At 67.8% G+C, this 22,579-nt stretch carries 20 protein-coding genes and 1 tRNA gene; 13 read left to right on the forward strand and 8 right to left on the reverse strand.

Features of this window, described 5'->3' with window-relative positions:
- Window positions 1-16 precede the first annotated feature (16 nt).
- From AC1DBX_RS07905 to AC1DBX_RS07915, 3 genes are all read left to right on the forward strand, one after another.
- Window positions 17-961: an N-acetyltransferase gene (locus tag AC1DBX_RS07905; protein WP_476931481.1), complete on the forward strand. Its 945-nt coding sequence runs from the start codon at window positions 17-19 to the stop codon at window positions 959-961.
- A 32-nt stretch (window positions 962-993) separates the two neighbouring features.
- Window positions 994-1,067, forward strand: a tRNA-Leu gene (locus AC1DBX_RS07910).
- A 320-nt stretch (window positions 1,068-1,387) separates the two neighbouring features.
- A complete protein-coding gene (locus tag AC1DBX_RS07915; RefSeq protein ID WP_476871241.1) occupies window positions 1,388-2,737 on the forward strand; it encodes an ABC transporter substrate-binding protein in 1,350 nt (449 codons plus the stop codon).
- 533 nt (window positions 2,738-3,270) lie between these two features.
- Here AC1DBX_RS07915 and AC1DBX_RS07920 read toward each other — a convergent pair.
- Genes AC1DBX_RS07920 through AC1DBX_RS07935 form a run of 4 tightly spaced genes read right to left on the reverse strand, consistent with a single transcriptional unit; the run spans window position 3,271 to window position 7,393 of the window.
- On the reverse strand, window positions 3,271-4,044 hold the full coding sequence (locus AC1DBX_RS07920) for an ABC transporter ATP-binding protein (RefSeq protein ID WP_230009341.1): 774 nt from the start codon (window positions 4,042-4,044) through the stop codon (window positions 3,271-3,273).
- Window positions 4,041-5,135, reverse strand: coding sequence for an ABC transporter ATP-binding protein (locus AC1DBX_RS07925; RefSeq protein WP_476931482.1), 1,095 nt, complete (start codon window positions 5,133-5,135; stop codon window positions 4,041-4,043). The genes AC1DBX_RS07920 and AC1DBX_RS07925 overlap by 4 nt, the downstream gene beginning before the upstream one ends.
- Complete coding sequence (locus AC1DBX_RS07930) at window positions 5,132-6,100, reverse strand: branched-chain amino acid ABC transporter permease (RefSeq protein WP_476849101.1); 969 nt, start codon at window positions 6,098-6,100, stop codon at window positions 5,132-5,134. Before AC1DBX_RS07930 ends, AC1DBX_RS07925 begins: the two co-directional genes overlap by 4 nt.
- A gap of 9 nt (window positions 6,101-6,109) precedes the next feature.
- Window positions 6,110-7,393: a branched-chain amino acid ABC transporter permease gene (locus AC1DBX_RS07935; protein ID WP_476856583.1), complete on the reverse strand. Its 1,284-nt coding sequence runs from the start codon at window positions 7,391-7,393 to the stop codon at window positions 6,110-6,112.
- Window positions 7,394-7,901: 508 nt separating this feature from the next.
- On the opposite strand from AC1DBX_RS07935, the gene AC1DBX_RS07940 reads away from it, so the two are divergent.
- Window positions 7,902-8,837: a hypothetical protein gene (locus tag AC1DBX_RS07940; protein ID WP_476931483.1), complete on the forward strand. Its 936-nt coding sequence runs from the start codon at window positions 7,902-7,904 to the stop codon at window positions 8,835-8,837.
- 164 nt (window positions 8,838-9,001) lie between these two features.
- Window positions 9,002-9,919, forward strand: a complete 918-nt coding sequence (locus AC1DBX_RS07945) for a Bax inhibitor-1/YccA family protein (RefSeq protein ID WP_476871243.1) — start codon at window positions 9,002-9,004, stop codon at window positions 9,917-9,919.
- Window positions 9,920-10,030: 111 nt separating this feature from the next.
- Here AC1DBX_RS07945 and AC1DBX_RS07950 read toward each other — a convergent pair whose 3' ends face one another.
- On the reverse strand, window positions 10,031-11,269 hold the full coding sequence (locus AC1DBX_RS07950; RefSeq protein ID WP_476931484.1) for an acetyl-CoA C-acetyltransferase: 1,239 nt from the start codon (window positions 11,267-11,269) through the stop codon (window positions 10,031-10,033).
- A 20-nt stretch (window positions 11,270-11,289) separates the two neighbouring features.
- On the reverse strand, window positions 11,290-12,450 hold the full coding sequence (galK, locus tag AC1DBX_RS07955) for a galactokinase (RefSeq protein ID WP_476931485.1): 1,161 nt from the start codon (window positions 12,448-12,450) through the stop codon (window positions 11,290-11,292).
- Between the two features lie 90 nt (window positions 12,451-12,540).
- Between galK and AC1DBX_RS07960 the strand changes: the two genes are divergently transcribed.
- The 4 genes from AC1DBX_RS07960 to AC1DBX_RS07975 all read left to right on the forward strand — a co-directional run bounded on the left by AC1DBX_RS07960 (window position 12,541) and on the right by AC1DBX_RS07975 (window position 16,855).
- Entirely contained in the window at window positions 12,541-13,518 is a 978-nt protein-coding gene (locus AC1DBX_RS07960) for an aldose 1-epimerase family protein (protein ID WP_476856578.1), read from the forward strand.
- A 131-nt stretch (window positions 13,519-13,649) separates the two neighbouring features.
- Entirely contained in the window at window positions 13,650-14,963 is a 1,314-nt protein-coding gene (locus tag AC1DBX_RS07965; protein WP_476856577.1) for an AI-2E family transporter, read from the forward strand.
- 21 nt (window positions 14,964-14,984) lie between these two features.
- Window positions 14,985-16,223 (forward strand): threonine ammonia-lyase, encoded by a 1,239-nt coding sequence (gene ilvA, locus AC1DBX_RS07970; protein ID WP_028277367.1) that lies wholly within the window; start codon window positions 14,985-14,987, stop codon window positions 16,221-16,223.
- 5 nt (window positions 16,224-16,228) lie between these two features.
- Window positions 16,229-16,855, forward strand: a complete 627-nt coding sequence (locus AC1DBX_RS07975; protein WP_476931486.1) for a rhomboid family intramembrane serine protease — start codon at window positions 16,229-16,231, stop codon at window positions 16,853-16,855.
- Window positions 16,856-16,990: 135 nt separating this feature from the next.
- On the opposite strand, the gene greA is transcribed toward AC1DBX_RS07975, so the two are convergent.
- Entirely contained in the window at window positions 16,991-17,485 is a 495-nt protein-coding gene (gene greA / locus AC1DBX_RS07980; protein ID WP_028277369.1) for a transcription elongation factor GreA, read from the reverse strand.
- A 219-nt stretch (window positions 17,486-17,704) separates the two neighbouring features.
- Window positions 17,705-18,157 carry a DUF4307 domain-containing protein gene (locus AC1DBX_RS07985; protein WP_476849093.1) on the reverse strand — a complete coding sequence of 151 codons (453 nt, stop codon included), beginning with the start codon at window positions 18,155-18,157 and terminating at the stop codon, window positions 17,705-17,707.
- A 116-nt stretch (window positions 18,158-18,273) separates the two neighbouring features.
- Between AC1DBX_RS07985 and mca the strand changes: the two genes are divergently transcribed.
- The 4 genes from mca to AC1DBX_RS08005 all read left to right on the forward strand — a co-directional run bounded on the left by mca (window position 18,274) and on the right by AC1DBX_RS08005 (window position 22,579).
- Entirely contained in the window at window positions 18,274-19,179 is a 906-nt protein-coding gene (gene mca, locus AC1DBX_RS07990) for a mycothiol conjugate amidase Mca (protein ID WP_476931487.1), read from the forward strand.
- A 106-nt stretch (window positions 19,180-19,285) separates the two neighbouring features.
- Window positions 19,286-19,672, forward strand: coding sequence for a hypothetical protein (locus AC1DBX_RS07995; protein ID WP_476931488.1), 387 nt, complete (start codon window positions 19,286-19,288; stop codon window positions 19,670-19,672).
- Window positions 19,650-21,917 (forward strand): thioredoxin domain-containing protein, encoded by a 2,268-nt coding sequence (locus AC1DBX_RS08000; RefSeq protein ID WP_476931489.1) that lies wholly within the window; start codon window positions 19,650-19,652, stop codon window positions 21,915-21,917. Before AC1DBX_RS07995 ends, AC1DBX_RS08000 begins: the two co-directional genes overlap by 23 nt.
- Complete coding sequence (locus AC1DBX_RS08005) at window positions 21,914-22,579, forward strand: HAD family hydrolase (RefSeq protein WP_230012707.1); 666 nt, start codon at window positions 21,914-21,916, stop codon at window positions 22,577-22,579. Before AC1DBX_RS08000 ends, AC1DBX_RS08005 begins: the two co-directional genes overlap by 4 nt.

The raw sequence follows: 22,579 nt of genomic DNA on the forward strand, positions 1-22,579 counted from the left end.
CGCCTAGACTGGCTCCATGACAGCTGAAAAGGACCTGCACGCCCTCCTGGCCACCATGCACCCCGAACTGCGCGAGGGCGAATACGTCTACGCCCTGTGGCCGCACGGCAAGCCCCTGGCCGGGGCCATTGCGGCCGCCGTCCGTGAGGCGGAAGGGCTGACCGTCGTGCTGCCGCGGCACGAAGCGGACAGCCTGGGGCTCTCCTACGACTTCGTCGCGGCCTGGATCACGCTCCAGGTGCACTCTTCGCTTGAGGCGATCGGCCTCACGGCAGCCGTCAGCGCGGCCCTGACCGAGGCGAAGATCAGCTGCAACGTCCTGGCCGGCTTCCACCATGACCACCTGCTGGTGCCGGTGGCGGACACCGAACGGGCGCTGGAGGTACTGCACGAGCTCGTCGCGGCCAAGGGGGTGCACAAACCGGCACCGGAACTCGTGCTGCGCAGCGAGGAACCGGCGGACCGTCCCGCCATCCTCGCCCTCACCGCCGCCGCGTTTGCCATCTCGCCCGCCACCGGAGAGCACATCGACGGCGAACCCGAGGAAGTGAAGCTGCTGGCGCGGTTGTTCGAGTGCCAGGAATACCTGCCGGCGTTCAGCATCGTGGCCGAACTCGCCGGCGAAATCGTGGGGCATGTGATCAGCACCCGCGGATGGGTGGACGGTCTGGAGCTGCTCGGCCTCGGGCCGATCGGGGTGGTGCCGCGGCTGCAGCGCCACGGCATCGGCACCGCGCTCATGAACGAGACCGTGGCGCGGGCTAACACCGCGGGGGAGCGGGGGATAGCCCTGCTGGGCAGCCCCGAGTATTACTCCCGGTTCGGCTTTGTTCCGTCCACCTCGCTCGGGGTGGCGCCGCCGGAGGCAGGCTGGGCCGCGCACTTCCAGTTGCTGCCGCTCGCCGTCTGGCCCGGCGGCGTGAGCGGCACCTTCCGCTATGCGGATCCTTTCGCGGGCTGATCCGCCCGGCGACGGGATACCATTGACCGGGCGCCCCAGTAGCCCAATTGGCAGAGGCAGCGGACTTAAAATCCGCGTGTTGTGGGTTCGAGTCCCACCTGGGGCACTGAGCTGTGCGCCGCCCTGCGGCGCCCGACAGCCGGGTGGCCCTGACCCCCGGCGTTCCCAGGCCCCTCGCACGGGCTTGTCTCCCACGCACGTGCTTGCCCTCGGGGCCGCCTGACCCGGGCAGCCGTTCCGGGCCGTCGCCCCCGACAAAACAGCCGCCGCAAACCGTCCAGATTTCCTCTATGCAACGAGTGTTATAAGGATGTGACCGTAGTCACTTATTTTCACGTCGAAATTGCACTAGCTTGAAGTGGAATCAGGAACACCTGATCTTTCGCGTCAAAGGCCGTTCGCACCTTTAGATCGAGGAGCTTGTACATGACTTCACTCCCCCGGGTTGCGCCCCGCGTCGCTAAGCTCACCGTGCTTAGCCTCGGCGTCGCCCTTTTGGCTACGGCTTGTGGCGGTTCACCCGCCCCGAGTTCGTCGGGATCCAGCTCAGCCGCGGCCGCGGGAATCGCGTGCCCGGCACCCAGCGCCACCGGTGGCGGTACCAGCGCCGCCGGCGAAACGGGCACTGTGCCCGCCTCGGCCACCACCACCCCCACGCCCCTGAAGATCGGCTCGCTCCTGCCGACGACGGGTTCGCTGGCCTTCCTCGGCCCGCCCGAAATTGCAGGTGTCAACCTCGGCATCAAGGAGGTCAACGATGCCGGCGGCGTCCTGGGCAAGCCGGTAGAGGTCATCCACCGTGACTCCGGCGACACCAAGACCGACATCGCCACCCAGTCCACCACGGCACTGCTCGGACAGGGCGTCAGCGCAATCGTCGGCGCCGCCTCCTCGGGTGTCTCCAAGACCGTGATCAACCAGATCACCGGTGCAGGCGTCGTCCAGTTCTCCCCGGCCAACACCTCCCCGGACTTCACGGCGTGGGATGACAAGGGCCTCTACTGGCGCACCGCCCCCTCGGACGTGCTCCAGGGCAAGGTCCTCGGCAACTACATGGCCACCTGTGGCGCCCAGACGGTCGGCATGATCGTCCTGAACGACGCCTACGGAACCGGCCTTGCTAAGAACGTCCAGGCAGCTTTCGAGGCGGCCGGCGGCAAGGTTGTTGCCCAGGAGCTGTTCAATGAAGGCGATTCCCAGTTCAGCAGCCAGGTGGACAAGGTTCTGGCCGCCAAGCCGGATGCCATTGCCCTGATCACCTTCGACCAGGCCAAGAGCATCGTTCCGCTGATGACGGGCAAGGGCGTCAAGCCGACCCAGATCTTCATGGTGGACGGCAACATGTCCGATTACAGCAAGGACTTCCAGGCAGGAACCCTGAAGGGCGCCCAGGGCACCATCCCGGGCACCTTCGCCAAGGAGGACTTCAAGAAGAAGCTCCTGGCGATTGACCCGGCGCTGAAGGACTACAGCTACTCCGGCGAGTCCTACGACGCAGTGAACCTGATCGCACTGGCCGCCGAGGCCGCCAAGAGCACCAAGGGCACCGACATCGCAGCCCAGCTCAAGGCAGTCTCTGAAGGTGGGGAGAAGTGCAACACCTTCCCGAGCTGCGTCACCCTGCTCCGCAACGGTAAGGACATCGACTACGACGGCCAGTCCGGCCCCGTAACGTTCTCCGACGCCGGCGACCCGACGGAAGCCTACATTGGCATCTACGAGTACCAGGATGACAACACCTACAAGCCGGTCAAGGAAGAATTCGGCAAGCTGTAAGCCGCTTCCCCTCGACTAACAGAAGACCCCCGTCCAGTCCGGACGGGGGTCTTTTGCGTGCGGGGGAGCGGGGGTGGAGCGTCAGGACCGCGGAAACGGACGCGGCTGCGGAAACGGATTTGCGCTGCGGATTCGGACAGGGGCGGCGCGGATCCGAGGTGCGCCGGTCCGGAGCCGGTGCGGAAACAGGACACGAGGACGCCAGGAGGGGCCGGCGTCGTGGTGTCGACATCCGAGGTGCATTGGCAGCCACGAGGTGCGGGGAAGGGCTGCCGTGGCCGTGCGGCGGCTGCGGAACCGGATTTGCGCTGCGGATTCGGACGAGGGCGGCGCGGATCCGAGGTGCGCCGGTCCGAAACCGCCGCGAAAACGTGGCTCAAACGAAGAGTGACGGGGGCAGAGCAAGCGGCTGCGGGGGCGGCCGGAGGCGACTGGAGATGCCGTGGGGCCCCGGACTGTTTTAGCAGGCACCGGGCACGCAGAAGGGCCGCCACCGGCTGGTGACGGCCCCTGTGGGGATACTGCCCGAAGCGCTATTCGACAGTGTCTGCGAGCGTCCCCAGGTAGAGCTGGATGACCTTGGGATCCTTCATGAGCTCCCGGCCAGTACCGGTGTACGCGTCCTTGCCCTGGTCCAGCACGTAGGCGCGGTCGCAGATCTGCAGGCAGCGGCGCGCGTTTTGTTCCACCATGATGACGGAGACGCCGGCCCGGTTGATCTCGTGGACCCGGAGGAAGGTCTCATCCTGCTTGACAGGGGAGAGGCCCGCGGAGGGCTCATCGAGCAGCAGAACGGCCGGGTCCATCATGAGGGCCCGTCCCATGGCGACCATCTGGCGTTCGCCGCCGGAGAGCGAGCCGGCACGCTGGGCGCGCCGTTTGGCGAGCTCCGGGAACAGTTCGGAGACAAAGTCGAACCGTTTGGCGAAGTCCTTGGGCCGCTGGAACATGCCCATCTGCATGTTTTCCTCGATGGTCAGGGCGGCGAACACGTTGTTGTTCTGCGGAACGAAGCCGACGCCCTTGCTGACCAGCTTGTTGGCCTTGAGCCCGGTGATGTCCTGCCCGCGGACCACCACCGAGCCGGAGTGGACCTTGACCAGGCCAAACATGGCCTTCAGTAGCGTGGACTTGCCGGCGCCGTTGGGGCCGATGATGCCGATCAGCTCACCCTTGCGGGCCTCGATGCTGCAGCCGTTGAGGATATTGACGCCGGGGATGTAACCAGCCACCAGATCGGTGACCTTCACGACCGAGTCGCCATCGAAGGCGGGCTGGGCGGCCGGTGCCGCGCTGGTGGCGCTCATTCTTTGTCCTTCTCTGTGCGGTTTGGCTCTTGGGCGCGGTTCGGCTCTCCGGCGCTGCGGCGGCCGCGCGTTGTCCCGTTCGCCGCCTCCTCCGCCTCGGTGGTGAGGACGTCGGCGGAGATGATGCCGGCGTTTTCAGTGCCGACAATCGATTCCTCGTCGGCGACCAGCTCCGCGGCCAGTTCCTTGATGCCCTCGGCGTCGCCGAGATCCACGTCGTGGTGGGCGCCGAGATAGGCGTCGATCACGGCGGGGTTCTTCATGACTTCGGCGGGAGGCCCTTCGGCCACGATCTTGCCCTCTGCCATCACCACCACCCAGTCGGCGATGTGGCGGACCATGTTCATGTCGTGCTCGACGAACAAGACGGTCATGCCCTCGGCCTTGAGGTTCTTGATGTGGTCCAGCAGCGACTGCGTCAGCGCCGGGTTGACGCCGGCCATCGGCTCGTCGAGCATGACCAGCTTGGGCCGCACCATGAGGGAGCGGGCCATTTCCAGCAGCTTCCGCTGCCCGCCGGACAGCGACGCCGCGTAGTCGTCCCTCTTGGCGTCCAGTTTGAACTTCTCCAGCAGCACGTTGGCTTCCTGGGTGATCTTCTTTTCCTGGCCGCCCCAGATGCCCTTGAACAAAGCCTTGGACAGCCGTTCCCCGGACTGGCTGGAGGCGCCGAGGCGCATGTTCTCCATGACGGTGAGCTTGCCCATGACCTTGGTGAGCTGGAACGTGCGCACCATCCCCATCCGGGCAACCTTGTACGAGGAGACGCCGGCGATGTTGTTGCCCTCGAACTGCCAGGTACCCGAGTTCGGGGTATCGAATCCCGTCAGCAGGTTGAACAAGGTGGTCTTGCCGGCGCCGTTGGGGCCGATCAGCGCGGTGATCTTGTGCCGCGGGATCTCGAGGTACTGGACGTCGACGGCGTTGATGCCGCCGAAGGTGCGGGTGACGTTTTCTGCCACCACGATCGGATCACGCTTCTTGCAACCGGGCGCGATCTCGCCGGCGGCGATCGGACGGTTGTCCGTCATGTAGTCGATCTCTTCCGACGTGCGGGGTTCGTCCCGTGACTCTTCGCTTGGAATGCTCATGCGAATGCCAGCTCCTTCTTATTGCCGAGAACGCCCTGGGGCCTGAAGATCATCAGCAGCATGAGCGCCACGCCGACCAGGATGTAACGCAGCTGCCCGGCCTGGACCGTGTTCAGCCACGTGATGGTGCCGGACTCGATCAGGCCGTAGAGGATGCCCTGGGTGAGCGAGAGCACCACCCAGAAGATCATCGCGCCGACCACCGGGCCGAGCACAGTGCCGAGCCCGCCGAGCAGCAGGCAGGTGTAGAGGAAGAACGTCAATTCCGTGCCGTAGTTGGCCGGCTGCACCGCGCCGCGGGGAATCGTGAAGATCATGCCTGCCAGGGCACCGAGCGCGCCGCCGATGATCAGGGACTGCATCTTGTAGGCGTACACGTTCTTGCCGAGCGAGCGGACGGCGTTCTCGTCCTCGCGGATGCCCTTGAGTACCCGGCCCCAGGGGCTGCGCATCAGCAGCCAGACCAGGGTGCAGAAGAAGGCCACGACTGCCCAGGCGACCACCCGGATGAAGAAGTCGCGGTTGTTCATGCCAACGTAGGTCCCCGGCGGGAAAGGGTTCATGGCGTAGAAATCGCCCTCAAAGGCGGCCAGGCCGTTGGCCGAGCCGGTGACGGCGGTCAGCTGGTTGGTCGTGACGATGTAGCGTACGATTTCGGCCGCCGCGATGGTCACGATGGCCAGGTAGTCCGCCCGCAGCCGCAGCGTCGGGATGCCCAGCAGCAGGGCGAAGATGGCGGAGGCGACGACGGCGATGAGCAGTCCGACGAAGAACGGCACATGGAACGTCAGGGTGGAGATGGCGAAGCCGTAGGCTCCCACTGCCATGAAGCCTGCCTGGCCGAAGTTGAGCAGGCCGGTGTAGCCGAAGTGAACCGCGAGGCCGAGGGTGGCCAGGGCGTAGGCAGCTGTCGTCGGGCTGAAAAGTTCGCCGGCGGCGCTGGAAAATATGAATCCGAAGTCCATGGCTGTCTCCTAACCCACGCGCTCTTTGCGGCCCAGAATGCCCTGAGGGCGGAACAAGAGGACAACAATCATGATGAACAACGCTCCCACGTATTTGAGGTCGGCTGCGAGGCCGAACACGGTGGTCAGCTCAACGAAGATGCCGACGATGATGGAACCGACCAGGGCGCCCCAGACTGTGCCGAGGCCGCCGAGGGTGACGCTGGCGAAGATGAGCAGCAGGATTTGCGAGCCCATGTCGAAGGTGACGCCGGGACGGTAGTAGGCCCAGAGGATGCCGCCGAGGGCGGCGAGCATGCCGCCGACCACCCAGACGATCCGGATGACGGAGTCGACGTCGATGCCGGAGGCCGCGGCCAGCGCCGGGTTGTCGGCCACAGCACGGGTGGCCTTGCCGAGGCGGGTCTTGAGCAGGACGATCCCGAGGGCGGCGATCACGACGGCGCTGACGAGGAGGGACAAGAGGTTGTTGGGGGAGATGGAGATCGGGCCGATCAGGATTTCCACGCTCTGGGCGAACGGCAGTTGTTGGGTGGCGCCGCCGAAGTAGAACTGGATGATGTAGCGCACGGACAGGGCGAGGCCGATGCTGACGATCATCATCGGAACAAGTCCGGTTCCGCGGCGCCGCAGGGGTTTCCACAGGCCCGCGTCCTGGACGTAGCCGAACAATCCGCCGCCGATGACGGCCAGGATGACGGCCAGCCAGAACGGCAGGTGCATCTGGTTGAAGGCGAACACCAGCACCGCGCCGAGGGTGACCATTTCACCGTGGGCGAAGTTGGTCAGGCCGGTGGTGCCGAAGATCAGGGACAGGCCCACGGACGCGAGGGCGAGCAACAGGCCGAAGCTCAGGCCTGCCACCAGCCGGTTGAGCAGGTTTTGCATGAAATTCTGCTGCTCCACGACAATGCCCTTGCCAAACGTGAAGATCACCGAGAGGTTTGAGGTCTGGCTGAAGGTGACGTTGCGGGGGTTCTCCTGGCCCTCGGCCAGTTTGATGCCCTGCGGAAGCGTGGACTCATCGAGTTTGACCTCGTAGGTTCCCTGGGTGGGGACGCCGATGGTCCAGGCGCCGTTGGCCCCCGATTTCGTGGTTCCCGTGAAATCGCCGCTCGTGGCGGTGATGGTCACCCCGGGGATCGGTGCGCGGTCGTCGCCGCGCAGGAAGCCGCTGATGCTGTTCGTGAACTGGGTGGCCGACGGGGATGGTGTCGGCGAGGGGGTCGTGGCGCTGGACGCCGGGGCCACGATGAGCAGTAGCGCAGCCGTGGCTGCAAATACTGACCCCACAGCCCTCAATAGTCTGCCGCGCCGTCTCTGCGACAGGCCGCTCGTTGTGCTTCTCAAATTGAAAACCTCCACATGGGGGTGCTGTGGGTTGCGCCTTTGCAACCGTTGCGAACGGTCAGGGGACGAGCGTCTGGCAATACGATCATGTGTTGTGATGTCCGTCACCCTGTGTGGCCTATGCTACAGCCCGGGGGGCCCAAAGAATGCCGCCGCGAGCAGGGAGAACGTCGCGATCGGGTAACAACCGTGTAGCGCCGCCGACACCTTGCTGTAGCCCAGCTAAAGAAAACTTTTGTTGATTCCGAGTATGCCTAAACAGTGGCCTGCCCGGTCCCCAATTCGCCGGGCCGCCCGGGGCTGGCGCGGGCGGCCGGGCACGTCCGCTCCGGCCCGCGTCACCGCCACCCCCAAGCTTTTTCCAAGCCCGCCGGCGTTATGGTGCGAAGAGCGCCAGAACCCGAGTCCGTTCGTTCCGGAATCCGGCCGGCGCCGAAGGCAGGGGCCGATCGTGGAGGGCCGACTGATGAACCGGGTGGTCAAGCTGTGCCTCGCGGGTTCGCTTGTACTGGCGATCCTGGGCCTCCCGGCGCTCAGCCTGGGCCCCGAAACCGCTGGGGCGCAGGCCTGCGTTCCCTCCACGGAGGCACTCAGGGACCCCTATCCGGGGATCCAGGCGGCGGCGTCCAGCTTCGAGGCAGGCACCCTGGACGGGTTCGGCATTTCCGCGGCCGGGACGGGGAACGCCTCGGTGTCCACCGGGCTCTCGCGCTCCGGGAACTGTGCCGCCCTCCTGCACACCACCGCGGCGCCGGGCTCCATCGCCAGGCTGACGGTGGGCCTGACCCCCGGGACCACGGAGGCATATGCGGACGGCTGGTTCAACATCGCCGCCGAAGGAATGGCGGGAAACAATGTTCCCTACTTCCGGTTCTTTGCCGGCGGAGTCCGCGTCCTGGATGTTTTCCGGCAGAACATCTCCCATGAGCTCGTGCTCCGTACCTCGTCACCCGCAGGGTTCGCCTACACCACCTTGCGGCGGGACGTCCCGACTGACTCCTGGCACCGGCTCGTCATGCACGTGGTCCCCAACGGCCCCGGGACCAACGTCCAAATCTGGTGGGACGGGCGTTCGGTCTACGCCGGCACTGTCAGTATTTCCGCCACGACGCTCGACACGCTCCAGCTTGGCTCCGAACACGATCAGCAAATGGCCGACATCTATATCGACGACGTCATTGTCAACAGCGGCACGGGAACGCCGGCGCCGGTTCCCGGCCCGCTCCCGGAGCCGAAGGGGGACCCGTCGCAGCGGTTCGACGATTTCCACGGTGACGGACAGTCCGGCCTGCTCGCGGCCGGCACCGTCACGAGCCGCACTCTCACGAGCCGCGCCGGGAGGCCGGCGTCCGCGGACATGCTCGGCCTGAAAAACCCGCTGACCTAGATCACGGTTCGGTTGCGGCGGTCCCCGTGGGGAACTATCCCTCCCTGTCAGCCGTGGGAATTGGTAGCGTGACTATATAAAACCCTGTTTCGTCTAGTCCGCAACGCACTAGTCCGCATCGCACCGGAACATCACCCACCCCCTTATTTTGGAGGACACCCGCAATGGCACATGGCGGAAACCCGATCTTCAGCGGAAAGAATTTCCGCGAAGCCACCCAGGCACCGCCTGCCCCGCAGGCCCCATACGGTCAGAACCCATACGGTCAGAACCAGTATGGCCAGACCGCTTACGGCCAGGCCCCGGGCCAGGGCGGGTGGAATTCGGCCCAGCAGGGCATGACCCAGGAACAGCTCCAGGACCTGTACAACCGCCCGGCGGCCGGGCCGGCTGACATTGGCCGGATGACGTACGACGACGTCATCGTCAAGACCGCCGGGTGCCTCGGCATCCTGGTAGTCGGCGCCGCAGTGGCGCTCGCCGTCCCGCAGGGCACCGGATCCATGCTGATGATCCTCGGAGCCCTCGGCGGCTTCGCCCTCGCAATGGTCAACACCTTCAAGAAGCAGCCGTCGCCCGGACTGATCCTGGCCTACGCCCTGCTCGAAGGATTCTTCCTCGGCGGCCTGACCCGCATCCTCGACAACCTGTTCCCGGGAGTCGGCATCCAGGCCGTCGTCGGGACGCTGTCCGTCTTCGCCGTGACGCTGGTGCTATTCAAGAGCGGCAAGGTCCGGGCGACGCCCAAGCTCATGCGGTTCTTCATGATCGCACTGATCGGCTATGCGGTGTTCGCGCTCATCAACCTCTTCATGATGATGACCGGGGCCGTGACCACGCCGTTCGGACTGAGCACCAGCGTGGAGATCATGGGCATCCCGCTCGGCGTCTTCATCGGCTTCCTGGCGATTGGCCTGGCCGCCTTCTCCCTGATCATGGACTTCACGTCCATCGAGGCGGCCATCAGCGCCGGCGCCCCGCAGCGATTCTCCTGGACCGCTGCCTTCGGCCTCACGGTCACGCTGGTCTGGCTCTACGTCGAGATCATCCGACTCCTGGCCATCCTCCGCGGCGACGAGTAGCCGGCGTCGTTCCTGAACGACCCTGATTTCCCGCGAGGAGCCCCGCCCAACGGCGGGGCTCCTCGTGTTTGCGGCGACGGGAACCTGCTGCAGCCCATCAGCTGCAACGCCTCAGCTGAGCCGCTCGAACACAACCGCCATGCCCTGGCCGCCGCCGACGCACAGCGTGGCCAGGCCGAGGGAGGCATCGCGGGCGCGGAGCCCGTTGAGCAGCGTGGTGGTCATGCGTGCGCCGGTCATCCCGAAGGGGTGGCCGAGCGCGATGGCGCCGCCGTGGATATTGAGCTTCTCCGGATCGATGCCGAGCTCCCGGGCGCTGGCCACCACCTGGACCGCGAAGGCCTCGTTGAGCTCCACGAGGTCGATGTCCCCGATGCCCAGCCCGGCGATCGTGAGCGCCCGGCGGGTCGCTTCCACCGGTCCCATGCCCATCAACTCCGGGGACAGGGCGCTGACACCGGTGGAGACGATCCGGGCTAGCGGTTCGAGACCCAGTTCGCGGGCGCGCGAGTCACTCATGACCACGACGGCGGCGGCCCCGTCATTGAGCGGGCACGCGTTCCCGGCCGTCACAGTGCCGCTACTGCGGAAGACGGGCTGCAGGGCACCGACCGCCTCTGCTGTCACCCCGGCACGCGGTGAATCGTCGCGGTCCACCACCGAGCCGTCGGCACGGGTGTAGGGCGTGATTTCGCGGGCGTAGAACCCGGAGGCGATGGCTGCCTCGGCCCGGTTCTGGCTGAGCACCGCCCAGTCGTCCTGCTCGGCGCGGGTGATGCCGTAGCTTGTGGCGACGTTCTCCGCCGTCTGGCCCATGGCGATGTACACGTCCGGCATCCGGCCGCCCAGCCGCGGGTCGGTCCACGGCGTGTTGGCGGCCGCGCGGGCCTCGGTGCGTTTCCGGGCCGCCTCGAAGCGCGGATTGTGCGTGCTGGCGTCGGTCTCGCCGGCGCCGGCCCAGTCCCGGTAGCGCGACACTGCCTCCACCCCGGCGGCCACGAACGCCTGGCCTTCGCCGGCCTTGATGGCGTGGAAGGCCATCCGGAGCGTCTGCAGGCTGGAGGCACAAAAACGGTTGATGGTGGCGGCCGGAACGTTGTCCAGCCCGGCCAGGATGCTGACCACCCGGGCCATGTTGGAGCCGGCCTCACCGCTTGGCTCGGCGCACCCCAGATAGATGTCGTCCAGGCCGCGGCCTGGCCCGGCGGCGGCGTCGAACGCAGGAATCCCGGCGAGGGCCGCTGTGATCATGGCCGCGGCGAGATCGTCGGGACGTTCGTCTTTCAGGGATCCTTTGAAGGCGCGGCCGATCGGGCTCCGGGCGGTAGAAACGATGACAGCTTCTGGCATGCGCCCAGACTACGCCCCGCCTAGGCCAGGCGCATGGCTCCGGCCGCGGGGCTGACGCTGAAGATCTCCGGCGCGGCATACCCGGCCCGGGCGAAGGCACGTTCGACGGCGGAGCGAACCTGCTGCGCCGATCCCGCCGGGGTCAGGACGATCGCGGAGCCGCCGAAGCCGCCGCCAGTCATGCGGGCGCCGACCGCGCCGGCCGACCGCGCCGTGTCCACGGCAAGGTCCAGCTCCGCGCAGGAGATCTCGAAGTCATCGCGCATCGAGGCATGGGACGCGTCGAGCAGGGGGCCGATGGCGGCCGGGCCCCGGGTGTCCAGCAGCTCCACCGTCTGCAGCACGCGCTGGTTCTCGGTGACCACATGCCGTAGCCGGCGGAAGGTCTCCTGGTCCAGAAGCCCGCTGGCCTCCCCGAGATCCTCGAACCCGACGTCGCGCAGCGCCCGCACGCCAAGGACCTCGGCGGCGAGTTCGCACGATTCCCGCCGGGCCGCATACCCGCCGTCGGCGTGGGAATGGGAAACCCGGGTGTCGATAACCAGCAGCACCAGTCCCGCGGCGTCGGCGTCGAACGGCACCAGCCGGACACTCTGGTCCCGGCAGTCGAGGAAGACGGCGTGGCCGGCCGTGGCCCGGAGCGAGGCGGACTGGTCCATGATGCCGGTGGGCGCGCCGACGAAGTCGTTCTCCGCCCGCTGGGTGGCCAGGACCATGTCCTGCACGGAGAGGCCGGCGTCCATGAGCCCGTTCAGCGCCGAAATCACGGCGCATTCGATGGCATGGGAGGACGACAGGCCCGCCCCGCGCGGAACCTCGGAATCCAGGAGCAGGTCCACGCCGGGAACCTGGAGGCCCCGCTGCTGCAGGGCCCAGATGACCCCGAGCGGGTATTTTGTCCAGCCCCTGGCGCTGGCGCGGTCCAGCGAGCCGGTCTCCGCGGTGGTCAGCCCCTGGTTGCCGAACGTGGAGAGCATCCGCACGGTGGAATCCGGCCGGACTCGGACGGCAACCCGGGCCGCCCGATCGATGGCGAACGGCAGGACGAAGCCCTCGTTGTAATCGGTGTGCTCGCCGATGAGGTTAACCCGTCCCGGGGCCTGCCACACGCCGTCGGGCCGGGCGCCGAAGACCGTCTCAAACCGGGCGGCGAGCCCGCGGCTGTCCAGGGGTGGATTCATGGCCTGGCTCCTGCGCTGCTGGAAGTCATGGGTCCAAGGTATACGGGTTCGCGGGGTTGTTTGTGTGGTGCGGGCTGTACGGTGGTCACCATGGATCTCTCAGCGACACCCCCGGCATCCGGCACAGTATCCGCCGCCAATGACACGATGCGCAGGTACGCGTCCGGCCGGCAGTACGAGCTCCGGCGCGGCGACGCCCTGGCAGTCGTCACCGAACTCGCCGCCGGCCTGCGGCTCTACAGCCGCGGAGACACCGCCCTGACGGAAACCTACGGGGATGCCGACATTGCGCCCGGCGCCACCGGAATCACGCTGGCACCGTGGGCCAACCGGGTGGAGGACGGGGTCTGGCACCTCAACGGCAAGAAGCTGCAGCTGGACATCACCGAGGTCTCCCGCAATAACGCCAGCCACGGTCTGCTGCGGAACTCCTCCTACGATCTCGTGGACGAGGACGAGTTCTCCGTAACCCTGGAGGCGGCAGTCTTTCCGCAGCACGGCTACCCGTTTCTTCTGCGGCACCGGGTCCGCTATGAACTGGCCGAGGACCTGGGCCTGGTGGTGCGCCAAACCCTGATCAACGATTCCCAGTACCGCGCGCCGTTCGTGCTTGGTGCGCACCCGTACCTGCGGCTGGGCGACGTGCCCAGCGAGGACCTCACCGTGAGCGTCGACGCCCGGACCAGGCTGGTCGCCGACGACCGCCTCATCCCGCGCAGCAGTGAACCGGTCAGCGGCGACTTCGATCTGCGCGGCGGCCGGCCGGTAGGGACACTTGACCTCGATTCGGCCTACACGGACCTGGAGTTCGACGGCGGCGTCGCCCGGCACACGCTGCGCTCACCCGACGGGCGGACGGTGAGCCTGTGGCAGGACGCGAGCTGCGGGTACGTCCATGTCTTCGTGACGACGGAATTTCCGGGCCGGTCGAAGGCGGTCGCGATCGAGCCGATGACCGGTCCCGCCAACGCGTTCAACAGCGGCGAGGGACTGCGCTGGCTTGCGCCGGGGGAGCAGTTCTCCATGACCTGGGGCATCTCGGCCTCGCTGACGGCCGCTGCAGGCTGACCCGGCGGCCTGACCCCAGGAACGGCCCCCGGGCCGGTGCCTCGGCCGTCGACCGGTGTCTGGGCCGTCGCCCGGTGCTGATTGCTGGTTGCTGGTTTCCTATTGAACGTCGCCTACGGAATCATGGGGCTATGACGCCAGCTGAGGACGCCGCACCTGCCACAAGCCCCTCCTATTCCGCGGCTGGGACCGGCGCACGTGCCGGGGCCCGGGTATGGACCGACCGGGAGATCGACCAGGATATTCCCTACGGCGTGCGGATCGCCGCCGCCTGGGCGTGGCGCGGCGGGCTGATCCTGCTCGTGATCGGGTTGCTGGTCTGGCTGCTCAGCCACGTCAGCTTCCTCATCATCCCCGTCATGGTGGCCGCCCTCCTCTCGGGGCTCCTCAGCCCCGCAGTGCGCTGGATGGCCAACCGGCGCGTGCCCAAGGGGCTCGCCGTCGCCATCACTGTGCTCGGCTTCATCGGCCTCATCGTCGGTGCCCTGACCCTGGTCGGGCGCCAGCTCATGCAGGGCTTCGGCGAGCTGTGGTCCCAGGCGCTCGCGGGCGTGCAGCAGGTACAGACCTGGCTGTCGGAAGGCCCGCTGCACCTGACGGCCGCCCAGATCGACAAGTACATCGAGGACGCCACCGCTGCCCTGCAGAACAACAGCAGCAGCATCCTCAGCGGGGCTCTGACGTTCGGGAGCACCGCCGGGCACTTCGCCGCCGGCCTGGTCCTGGCGCTGTTCATCCTGATCTTCTTCCTGCTCGAAGGCGACAGAATCTGGGCCTTCCTGGTCAGGCTCATGCCCCGGAAGGCGCGCCGGGCCACGGACGGCGCGGGCCGCCGCGGCTGGACATCCATGGTCAGCTACGCACGCATCCAAATGTTCGTCGCCTTCGTGGACGCCGTGGGAATCGGCGTCGGCGCCGCCATCATCGGCGTGCCGCTCGCGCTGCCGCTGGGCGTGCTGGTCTTCCTCGGTTCGTTCATCCCGGTGGTCGGCGCGCTGTTCACCGGCGCGATCGCCGTGCTGCTGGCGCTGGTCGCCAACGGGCCCGTCAACGCCCTCATCATGCTGGCGATCGTGCTCGGCGTCCAGCAGCTCGAAAGCCACATCCTGCAGCCCCTCGTCATGGGCAAGGCCGTCTCCCTCCACCCCGTCGCCGTGATCCTGTCCGTCGCGGCCGGCTCCTACCTCGCCGGGATCCCCGGCGCATTGTTCTCCGTTCCGATCCTTGCCGTAGCAAACTCGTCGATTCGCTACATTGCGGGCAGAACGTGGGAACATGATGAAGTGTTGGCAACCGCGGGAGCCGGGGGCGGTCATGCCCCCGAACCCGGCGCAGACACCACCTTCACAGACGTCCACCTGCCGGGCGCAAACCCCGGCGGCGAGGGCGCCGCACCCAACAGCGGTGCTCCGGGCAGCGATGCCGGACGGGGCACCGACGCCTGATCCAAAGAAGGAGAACAGTTCGTGAATACCCTTGAGAGCCTGCCCGTCACGCTGGACGATGTCCTGGAGGCGCAGAAGCTGCTCGACGGGATTATTACGCGGACGCCCGTGGAATCATCGCGGGCCCTCGGCAGCACGGTCGGCGGCGAGGTCTTCCTCAAGTGCGAAAACCTGCAGCGCGCCGGCTCCTTCAAGGTCCGCGGCGCCTACGTGCGGATGGCCAAGCTCTCCGACGCCGAAAAGAAGCGCGGCGTCGTGGCGGCCTCTGCCGGAAACCACGCCCAGGGCGTGGCTGTCGCAGCCAAGAGCCTGGGCATCAAGGCCCGGATCTACATGCCGCTCGGCGTCGCACTGCCCAAGCTCGCCGCCACCCGCAGCCACGGCGCCGAGGTGGTGCTGCATGGCCACAACGTGGACGAGGCGCTGGCGGAAGCCAAGCGCTACGCCGATGAAAGCGGCGCCGTCTTTGTCCACCCCTTCGATGACGTCGACGTCGTCGCCGGCCAGGGGACGGTCGGGCTGGAGATCCTCGAACAGGTCCCCGACGTCGACACCATCCTGATGGGTGTCGGCGGCGGCGGACTCCTCGCGGGCGTTGCCGTCGCGGTGAAGGCGCGCGCCAAAGAACTCGGCCGCGAGATCCGCATCATCGGCGTCCAGGCTGAAAACGCCGCCGCCTACCCACCCTCGCTCGCCGCCGACGCCCTCGTCCCGCTCAAGAAGGTCTCCACCATGGCCGACGGCATCGCCGTGGGCCGGCCGGGCCAGCTGCCGTTCAGCATCATCCGCGAGCTCGTCGACGACGTCGTCACCGTCAGCGAAGACGCCCTGGCCCGGGCGCTGATCTTCCTGCTGGAGCGCGCCAAGATGGTGGTCGAACCTGCCGGGGCCGTCGGCGTCGCGGCGCTCATGGAAGGCAAGATCGAAAACCCCGGAACCGTTGCGGTGGTCCTCTCGGGCGGCAACATCGACCCCATGCTGATGCTCAAGGTCATCCAGCGCGGACTCTCCGCCGCCGGCCGGTACATGACCGTGCGGATGATGCTGGACGACCGTCCGGGCTCGCTGGCCACGATTGCCCGCATCATCGCCGAGAACGACGCCAACGTCACGGGCCTGGACCACACCAGGGTGGGCGGCTCCATCAGCATGGGCGACGTCTCCATCACCGTCAACCTGGAAACCAAGGGCCACGAGCACTGCAGCCAGGTCCTGGCGGCGCTGCGCGCCGAGGGTTTCCAGCCGATCGTGGTGCACTAGGGGCCATGGTGACGGACGCGTTTGGGGGCGGCGAGCCGCGGGAAGGGGAGAGCACCGCGGTGCGGGCCCGCCGGGGACTGCTGGTGGTCGGCTCCTTCGTGGTGCTGCTTTACCTGATCGAGATCCTCAACACCGCACTGTTCCACTCCCTGAACCGCACTTTCGGGCTGCGGCCGCGCAGCCTGGACGGGATCCTGGACATCCTGACCTTTCCGCTGCTGCACTCCAGCCTGGCCCACCTGATGTCCAACACGCTCCCGTTGATCATCTTCGGCTTCCTCGTGTTCCTCTCCGGGCGACGGGTGTTCATCACCGCACTGGCCGCCAGCTGGCTGGCATCCGGGCTCGTGGTGTGGCTCATCGGCGGCGCCAGCGTCACTGTGGGCGCCTCCGGGCTGGTGTTCGGGCTCTTCGCGTTCCTCCTGGTCCGCGGCTTCATCAACCGGAACTGGTGGCAGATCGCCCTGTCCGTGGTGTTGTTCATGGCCTACGGCGGCATCCTGTTCGGAATCCTGCCCACCGTGGCCAGTTTCGTCTCATGGCAGGCCCACCTGGGCGGGGCTATCGGCGGCATCACAGCCGCGCTGCTGCTGAGCACCAGGCGCCCCGGGGCGCTGTCCGCGGGACGCTGAATACCCCGGGAAGAGGACACCTCCCCAGGACTCCGGCCAAACCGGCCGGCCCCAACAGCCCCCGCCAACGGGCGGAAAAAAACAACGCCGGCCTCCCCGCGAGGGGAGACCGGCGTCGCTGTTATGTCGCTGGTGTCAGCCGGCGTACGGCTTGGCGGAGATGATCTCCACCGTGATGTCCTTGCCGTTCGGGGCGGTGTAGCTGAGCTTGTCGCCCTCCTTGTGTCCGACGATGGCCGCGCCGAGGGGGGACTTCTCGCTGAAGACATCCAGGTCCGAGTCGCCGGCAATTTCACGGGAGCCGAGCAGGAAGCTCTCCTCGTCGCCGGCAATCCTGGCCACGACGATCATGCCGGGCTCCACGATGCCGTCGTCGGCCGGGGCCTCCCCGACGTGGGCGTCCCGGAGGAGGGCCGTGAGCTGGCGGATGCGGGCCTCGATCTTGCCCTGCTCCTCCTTGGCAGCGTGGTAGCCACCGTTCTCCTTGAGGTCGCCCTCCTGGCGCGCCGCTTCGATCTTCTGGACGATTTCTGCCCGGCCGGGGCCGGAAAGGTTGTCCAGCTCTGCCTTCAGGCGGTCAAAAGCTTCCTGGGTAAGCCAAGCCGCAGTTGCGCTGTTGGTGGTAGACACGGACTTCTCCTTTGGGTGGTCATACAAGCAAAGACCCCGCCACGGTGGCCACTTTTATGACGCAGTAACCAGCTCAGCGGGGGAAAGGTATTGATCCATTGTAGTCAATCCTGTGGATAAACCAAAGAGGACTGCGGCGTGGATCACACGGTGTCCCAAGCAGCCTCGGACGGCATCACTGCGTGCGCGGCCCGGCACTTGCCGCGGCCTGTGGTCCCGTTATTGTCCGGCGTCGGGAATCCAGCAGCTGTCCACGACGGCGGAGACCGCCTGGGATTCCGTGCGCAGCTGGGTGCGGTGGGCTGTGGTGCGTCCGCCGTCCGTGCCGGCATCGGCCGCGTTCGGCCCGATGTCCACAACCTTCCAGCCAACAATCGCGAACTTCGAGTCCATGGCCTTCACAGCGCATTTCGCCTCCGCTGCCGGGTCCTTCGTGACCTGGAAGTCGATTTCCGTGACCGTGGCGTCGGGGGTGCTGTAGCCGACATCCTTGTAGCTGACACCGCCGATGGCCGCCGACGTCGAGACCCAGGCCAGAAAGGCAATGCCCACGGCGAGGGCGGCGATCAGGATATTGCGTTTGACCTTGCGGGACAGCGCGCGCTTTTGGCCGCCGTAACGATTGGATAGGCTGTTAGGTGCCGGCGCGGCAGGCTGGTCCTCGGAAGTCACCAGTCCAGTTTAGTGTGGATCGGACCGGGATATTTCCGGCTGGCCGCACAGACCAAGCCGCACACCAACAGACGCACCCAACAGGGCAGCACAGCAGAAAGAGGAGCCGTCCCACGATGACAGCATCCCCCAGCCCGTCAGCACCGCTTCGTCTGCTGGCGGTCCATGCTCATCCCGACGACGAATCCAGCAAGGGTGCCGCCACGATGGCGATGTATGCTGCCGCCGGCGTGGACGTCCTGGTGGCCACGTGCACCGACGGCTCCCGCGGCGACATCCAGAACCCCGCGATGGAGGGGCAACCGCACCCCAAACGCGACATGGCAGGGGCACGCCGGCTGGAGATGGACGCCGCCGCGAACGTCCTCGGCATCCGGCAGCGCTGGCTCGGCTTCGTCGATTCCGGGCTGCCCGAGGGCGACCCCCTGCCAGCCCTGCCGCCCGGGTGCTTCGCCCTGCAGCCGCTGGAGCGGGCGGCCGCGCCGCTGGTCCGGCTGGTCCGGGACTTCAAGCCCCACGTAATCCTCAGCTATGACGAGAACGGCGGCTACCCGCACCCGGACCACATCATGGCGCACCGGGTGGCCGTCGAGGCCTTCGCGGCGGCCGGCGATCCTGCCCGGTATCCGGACGCCGGGGAACCCTGGGAGCCCAGCAAGCTCTACTACGACCGCGCCTTCAGCCCGGACCGTTTCCGTGCCCTCCACTCCGCGCTGGAGGAGGCCGGCCTGCAGTCCCCGTATGCCGAGCGGCTCGCTGCGTGGCTGGAAGCGGACGCCGAAGGGCATACCCCGCCGCCGCCGACGCACCCCACCACAACCCAGGTCCAGTGCGGCGATTTCTTCGAAGCCCGCGACGACGCACTCCGCTCGCACCGAACCCAGGTGGACCCGGAAGGATTCTTCTTCGCGGTCTCCTCGGCTATGCAGCGCAAGGTCTGGCCGTGGGAGGACTACTCCCTGATCGAATCCCGGATCCCCGTGGATCTGCCCGAAACGGACCTCTTCGCCGGGCTAAGATAGACACGAAAGGGCTCTTCTATCCAGTGTAGAAAAGATGCTGTAGACAAAGCACTGTAGAAAAGTCGCCGCAGAAAAAGACACCAGTTTCCACAGAAGGTTTTCCACCGTGCACTCCTTGCTCATCGCCCTGGCAACCACCCCGGCGCCGACCCCAACGCCGTCGCTGCGCCCGGGCCTGTCCGAGGACCAGGTCACCCCGGGTCTGCTGGGCTTCCTGCTGACAGCCTTCATCGTGGTGTTGACCGCGCTGCTGATCGTGGACATGGTGCGGCGTATCCGCCGGGTCCGCTACCGTGCCCAGGTGGAGGAAGAGCGTGCGGCCGCCGGGGAAGCATCCCAGGAACCAGGGGCCCCGGGCGGCGTATTCCCTGCCGACGGCGCTGCCTTCCGCGCTGACGGCACGGCCTTCCCCGCCGACGGCGGGGTTTCCCGGTCCGACGGCGCGGTTAACCGGCCGGAAGTCAACGGCGATGCGGGACCCGGAACCCGCTGACCGCGGATTCCCCAACCCGCCGTCCGGGGCATCGAATGCCCTGGCGGCGGAACCCTCTGCGTACCTGCGCCAGCACGCCGGCAACCCCGTGCACTGGCAGCCGTTCGGTGACGCGGCCTTCGCCGCCGCTGCCGCCCGGGACGTGCCGGTGTTCCTCTCAATCGGCTACGCGGCCTGCCACTGGTGCCACGTCATGGCCCATGAATCCTTTGAGGACCATGACACCGCCGACTACCTGAACGCCCACTTTGTCTCCATCAAGGTGGACCGGGAAGAGCGCCCCGACGTCGATGCCGTCTACATGACAGCGACGCAGGCGATCAGCGGCGAGGGCGGCTGGCCGATGTCCGTCTTCCTCCTGCCCGATGGCCGCGCCTTCCATGCCGGCACCTATTTCCCACCCCGGCCCATGCCGGGCCGTCCGTCCTTCCGGCAGGTCCTTGAAGCCGTGAGCGAAGCCTGGACGGAACGCCGCGGCGCCGTCGAGGCCAACGCGGCCACCCTGGCGCGCGGCATCGCCGCCTCCCAGCCGGCAGCCGCCCTGCGCCTCGACGGGCCGCCCGAACCCCTGGACGCGGCGCTCCTTGGCGAAGCCGTCACCGCCCTCTCCGGCGCCGAGGATCGGGCCCACGGCGGCTTCGGCGGCGCACCGAAGTTCCCGCCCGCGGCCGTGCTCGAATTCCTGATCCGTCACGCCGCAGTGCCCTCGGACAGCATGCCGCCGGCAACCGCTCCGGACACCGCTGGCCGGGACTCCGCGGGCCTGGAGACCGCGACGGCGGCCCGGGACATGGCCGGTCGGTGCCTGGCAGCAATGTCCCGCTCGGCGTTGTTCGACCAGCTCGACGGCGGCTTCGCGCGCTATTCGGTGACGGGAGACTGGTCCGTTCCGCACTTCGAGAAAATGCTCTACGACAACGCCCAGTTGCTGCGCGTCTATGTCCATTGGGTCCGGCTGGGCGGCACGCCGGAGTACCCGGCGGCCGAGGCCGCCGGGATTGCCGGGCTTACCGCCGACTGGCTCCTGGCCCGCCTCGGGCTGGCACCTGCGACGGGCCCGGCACCAGCCCCTGCGGCGGTCGCTGCGACGGGACCGGACACCGGGGTCGTGGCCCTGGCGTCGTCGCTGGACGCCGACACGGTCGTCGACGGCGTGCACGCCGAGGGGGCCAGCTACCTGTGGACTCCCGGCGGCCTGGAGTCGCTCCTGGGCCCGGCCGACGGCGCCGCCGTGGCGGCCCTCATGAACGTCCGAATGCCCGGAAGCGTGACCGCCGACGGTTCGCCGCTGCATCCGGGCCGGGAGATGTCCGGCGGGGACGCCGCGCTGTGGCAGCGGGTGCGCCCGCTGCTGGCGCAGGCGCGCAGGAACCGGCCCCAGCCCGGCCGGGATGACAAGGTGGTGGCGGGCTGGAACGGGCTGGCAGTCGCCGCCCTCGCCGACGCCGGCGCCGTCCTGGTACGCCCGGAGCTTGTGGCCGCGGCGGAGCGGATCGCGGACTATCTTGAGCGCGTGCACTGGCGGCCCGCGGCGGATGGCCCCGGCAGGCTTCTGCGCGTCTCCCATGACGGAGTGGCGGGCGGAATCGGCGGTTTGCTGGAGGACTACGCCTTCTGCGCCGAGGGGCTGTTCGCGCTCTATGCGGTTACCGGGCACACCCGCCGGTATGGGCTGGCCGAGGCCATTCTGGACGCCGCCTGCAGGCGGTTCGCGGCCGACGGCGGCCTGAGGGACGCTGCGGGGGAGTCCGCGCAGGTCACGGCCGCCCAGGGCGGCCGTGACGGCCTGGAACCGTTCGACGGCGCCACCCCCAGCGGCGCCGCCGCGCTGGCCGGTGCACTGCTGACCCACTCGGCCTTCTCCGGCTCGTCCGAACACCGCACCCTGGCGGCCAGCATCCTCGCCCTGTTGCTTCCTCCGCTTGCGGGCCAGGCGCCCCGCGCCGCCGGCTGGCTGCTCGCGACCGCCCAGGCCGCCCTCGCCGGTCCCATCGAGGCCGCCGTCGCCGGACCGGACACCCCGGAACGGGCCGTGCTGCACCGGGAGCTGCTGCTCTCGGCGAGCCCCGGGCTGGTGGTCGCGGTCCAGGACGACGGCGCCGCCCGGCCAATACCGCTGCTGCAGGGCCGCGGCGCGGGCCCGGACGGCGCCCCGCAGGTGTTCCTGTGCCGCGGCATGGTCTGCGGCCTCCCCTCGACTTCCGTCGAAGAAATGCGCGGGCAGCTGGCTAGGATGTCCTCATGACTGGTCAGGACGGCTTTGAGCTGGTGGTGTTCGATTGCGACGGTGTGCTGGTGGATTCCGAGGTGATCGCCATCCGGGTGGACCAGCGAGTGCTGGCCGATCTCGGCTGGGACCTGGAACTCGATGACATCGTGGAACGGTTCGTCGGAAAATCCGAGGCGCACTTTGTGGCCGCCGTGGAACAGCAGCTCGGGGTCCGGCTGGCCGACGGCTGGGACCGCGACTACGGTCGCTGGTACCAGGAGGCGTTTGAACGTGACCTCGAGGCCGTTGATGGCATCGAGGACGCCCTGGACCGGCTGTCCCTGCCGCACTGTGTCGCCTCCAGCGGCAGCCACGAAAAGATGCGCCGGACCCTGGGCAAGACCGGGCTGCTGCGCCGCTTCCAGGGCCGCATCTACAGCGCCACAGAGGTGGCCAACGGCAAACCCGCGCCGGACCTGTTCCTCCACGCCGCGGCGAGCCTGGGCACCGCTCCCGGGCGGTGCGCCGTCGTCGAGGACAGCGCCTACGGCGTCCAGGCCGCCCGGGCGGCGGGAATGCACGTCTTCGCGTATGCCGGCGGTGTCACCCCGGCTTCCCGATTGGCCGGTCCCGGAACCACCGTCTTTTCAGACATGCGGCTGCTGCCCGAGCTCATTGCGGCAGGGCATCCCGGCTGA

The sequence above is a fragment of the Arthrobacter sp. 10N44_2 genome, assembly GCF_056394385.1.

Coding starts and splice junctions, on each gene's coding strand:
- AC1DBX_RS07905 (WP_476931481.1), top strand. CDS start 17: ATGACAGCTGAAAAGGACCTGCACGCCCTCCTGGCCACCATGCACCCC.
- AC1DBX_RS07915 (WP_476871241.1), top strand. CDS start 1,388: ATGACTTCACTCCCCCGGGTTGCGCCCCGCGTCGCTAAGCTCACCGTG.
- AC1DBX_RS07920 (WP_230009341.1), bottom strand. CDS start 4,044: ATGAGCGCCACCAGCGCGGCACCGGCCGCCCAGCCCGCCTTCGATGGC.
- AC1DBX_RS07925 (WP_476931482.1), bottom strand. CDS start 5,135: ATGAGCATTCCAAGCGAAGAGTCACGGGACGAACCCCGCACGTCGGAA.
- AC1DBX_RS07930 (WP_476849101.1), bottom strand. CDS start 6,100: ATGGACTTCGGATTCATATTTTCCAGCGCCGCCGGCGAACTTTTCAGC.
- AC1DBX_RS07945 (WP_476871243.1), top strand. CDS start 9,002: ATGGCACATGGCGGAAACCCGATCTTCAGCGGAAAGAATTTCCGCGAA.
- AC1DBX_RS07950 (WP_476931484.1), bottom strand. CDS start 11,269: ATGCCAGAAGCTGTCATCGTTTCTACCGCCCGGAGCCCGATCGGCCGC.
- galK (WP_476931485.1), bottom strand. CDS start 12,450: ATGAATCCACCCCTGGACAGCCGCGGGCTCGCCGCCCGGTTTGAGACG.
- AC1DBX_RS07960 (WP_476856578.1), top strand. CDS start 12,541: ATGGATCTCTCAGCGACACCCCCGGCATCCGGCACAGTATCCGCCGCC.
- AC1DBX_RS07965 (WP_476856577.1), top strand. CDS start 13,650: ATGACGCCAGCTGAGGACGCCGCACCTGCCACAAGCCCCTCCTATTCC.
- AC1DBX_RS07975 (WP_476931486.1), top strand. CDS start 16,229: ATGGTGACGGACGCGTTTGGGGGCGGCGAGCCGCGGGAAGGGGAGAGC.
- mca (WP_476931487.1), top strand. CDS start 18,274: ATGACAGCATCCCCCAGCCCGTCAGCACCGCTTCGTCTGCTGGCGGTC.
- AC1DBX_RS08000 (WP_476931489.1), top strand. CDS start 19,650: ATGCGGGACCCGGAACCCGCTGACCGCGGATTCCCCAACCCGCCGTCC.
- AC1DBX_RS08005 (WP_230012707.1), top strand. CDS start 21,914: ATGACTGGTCAGGACGGCTTTGAGCTGGTGGTGTTCGATTGCGACGGT.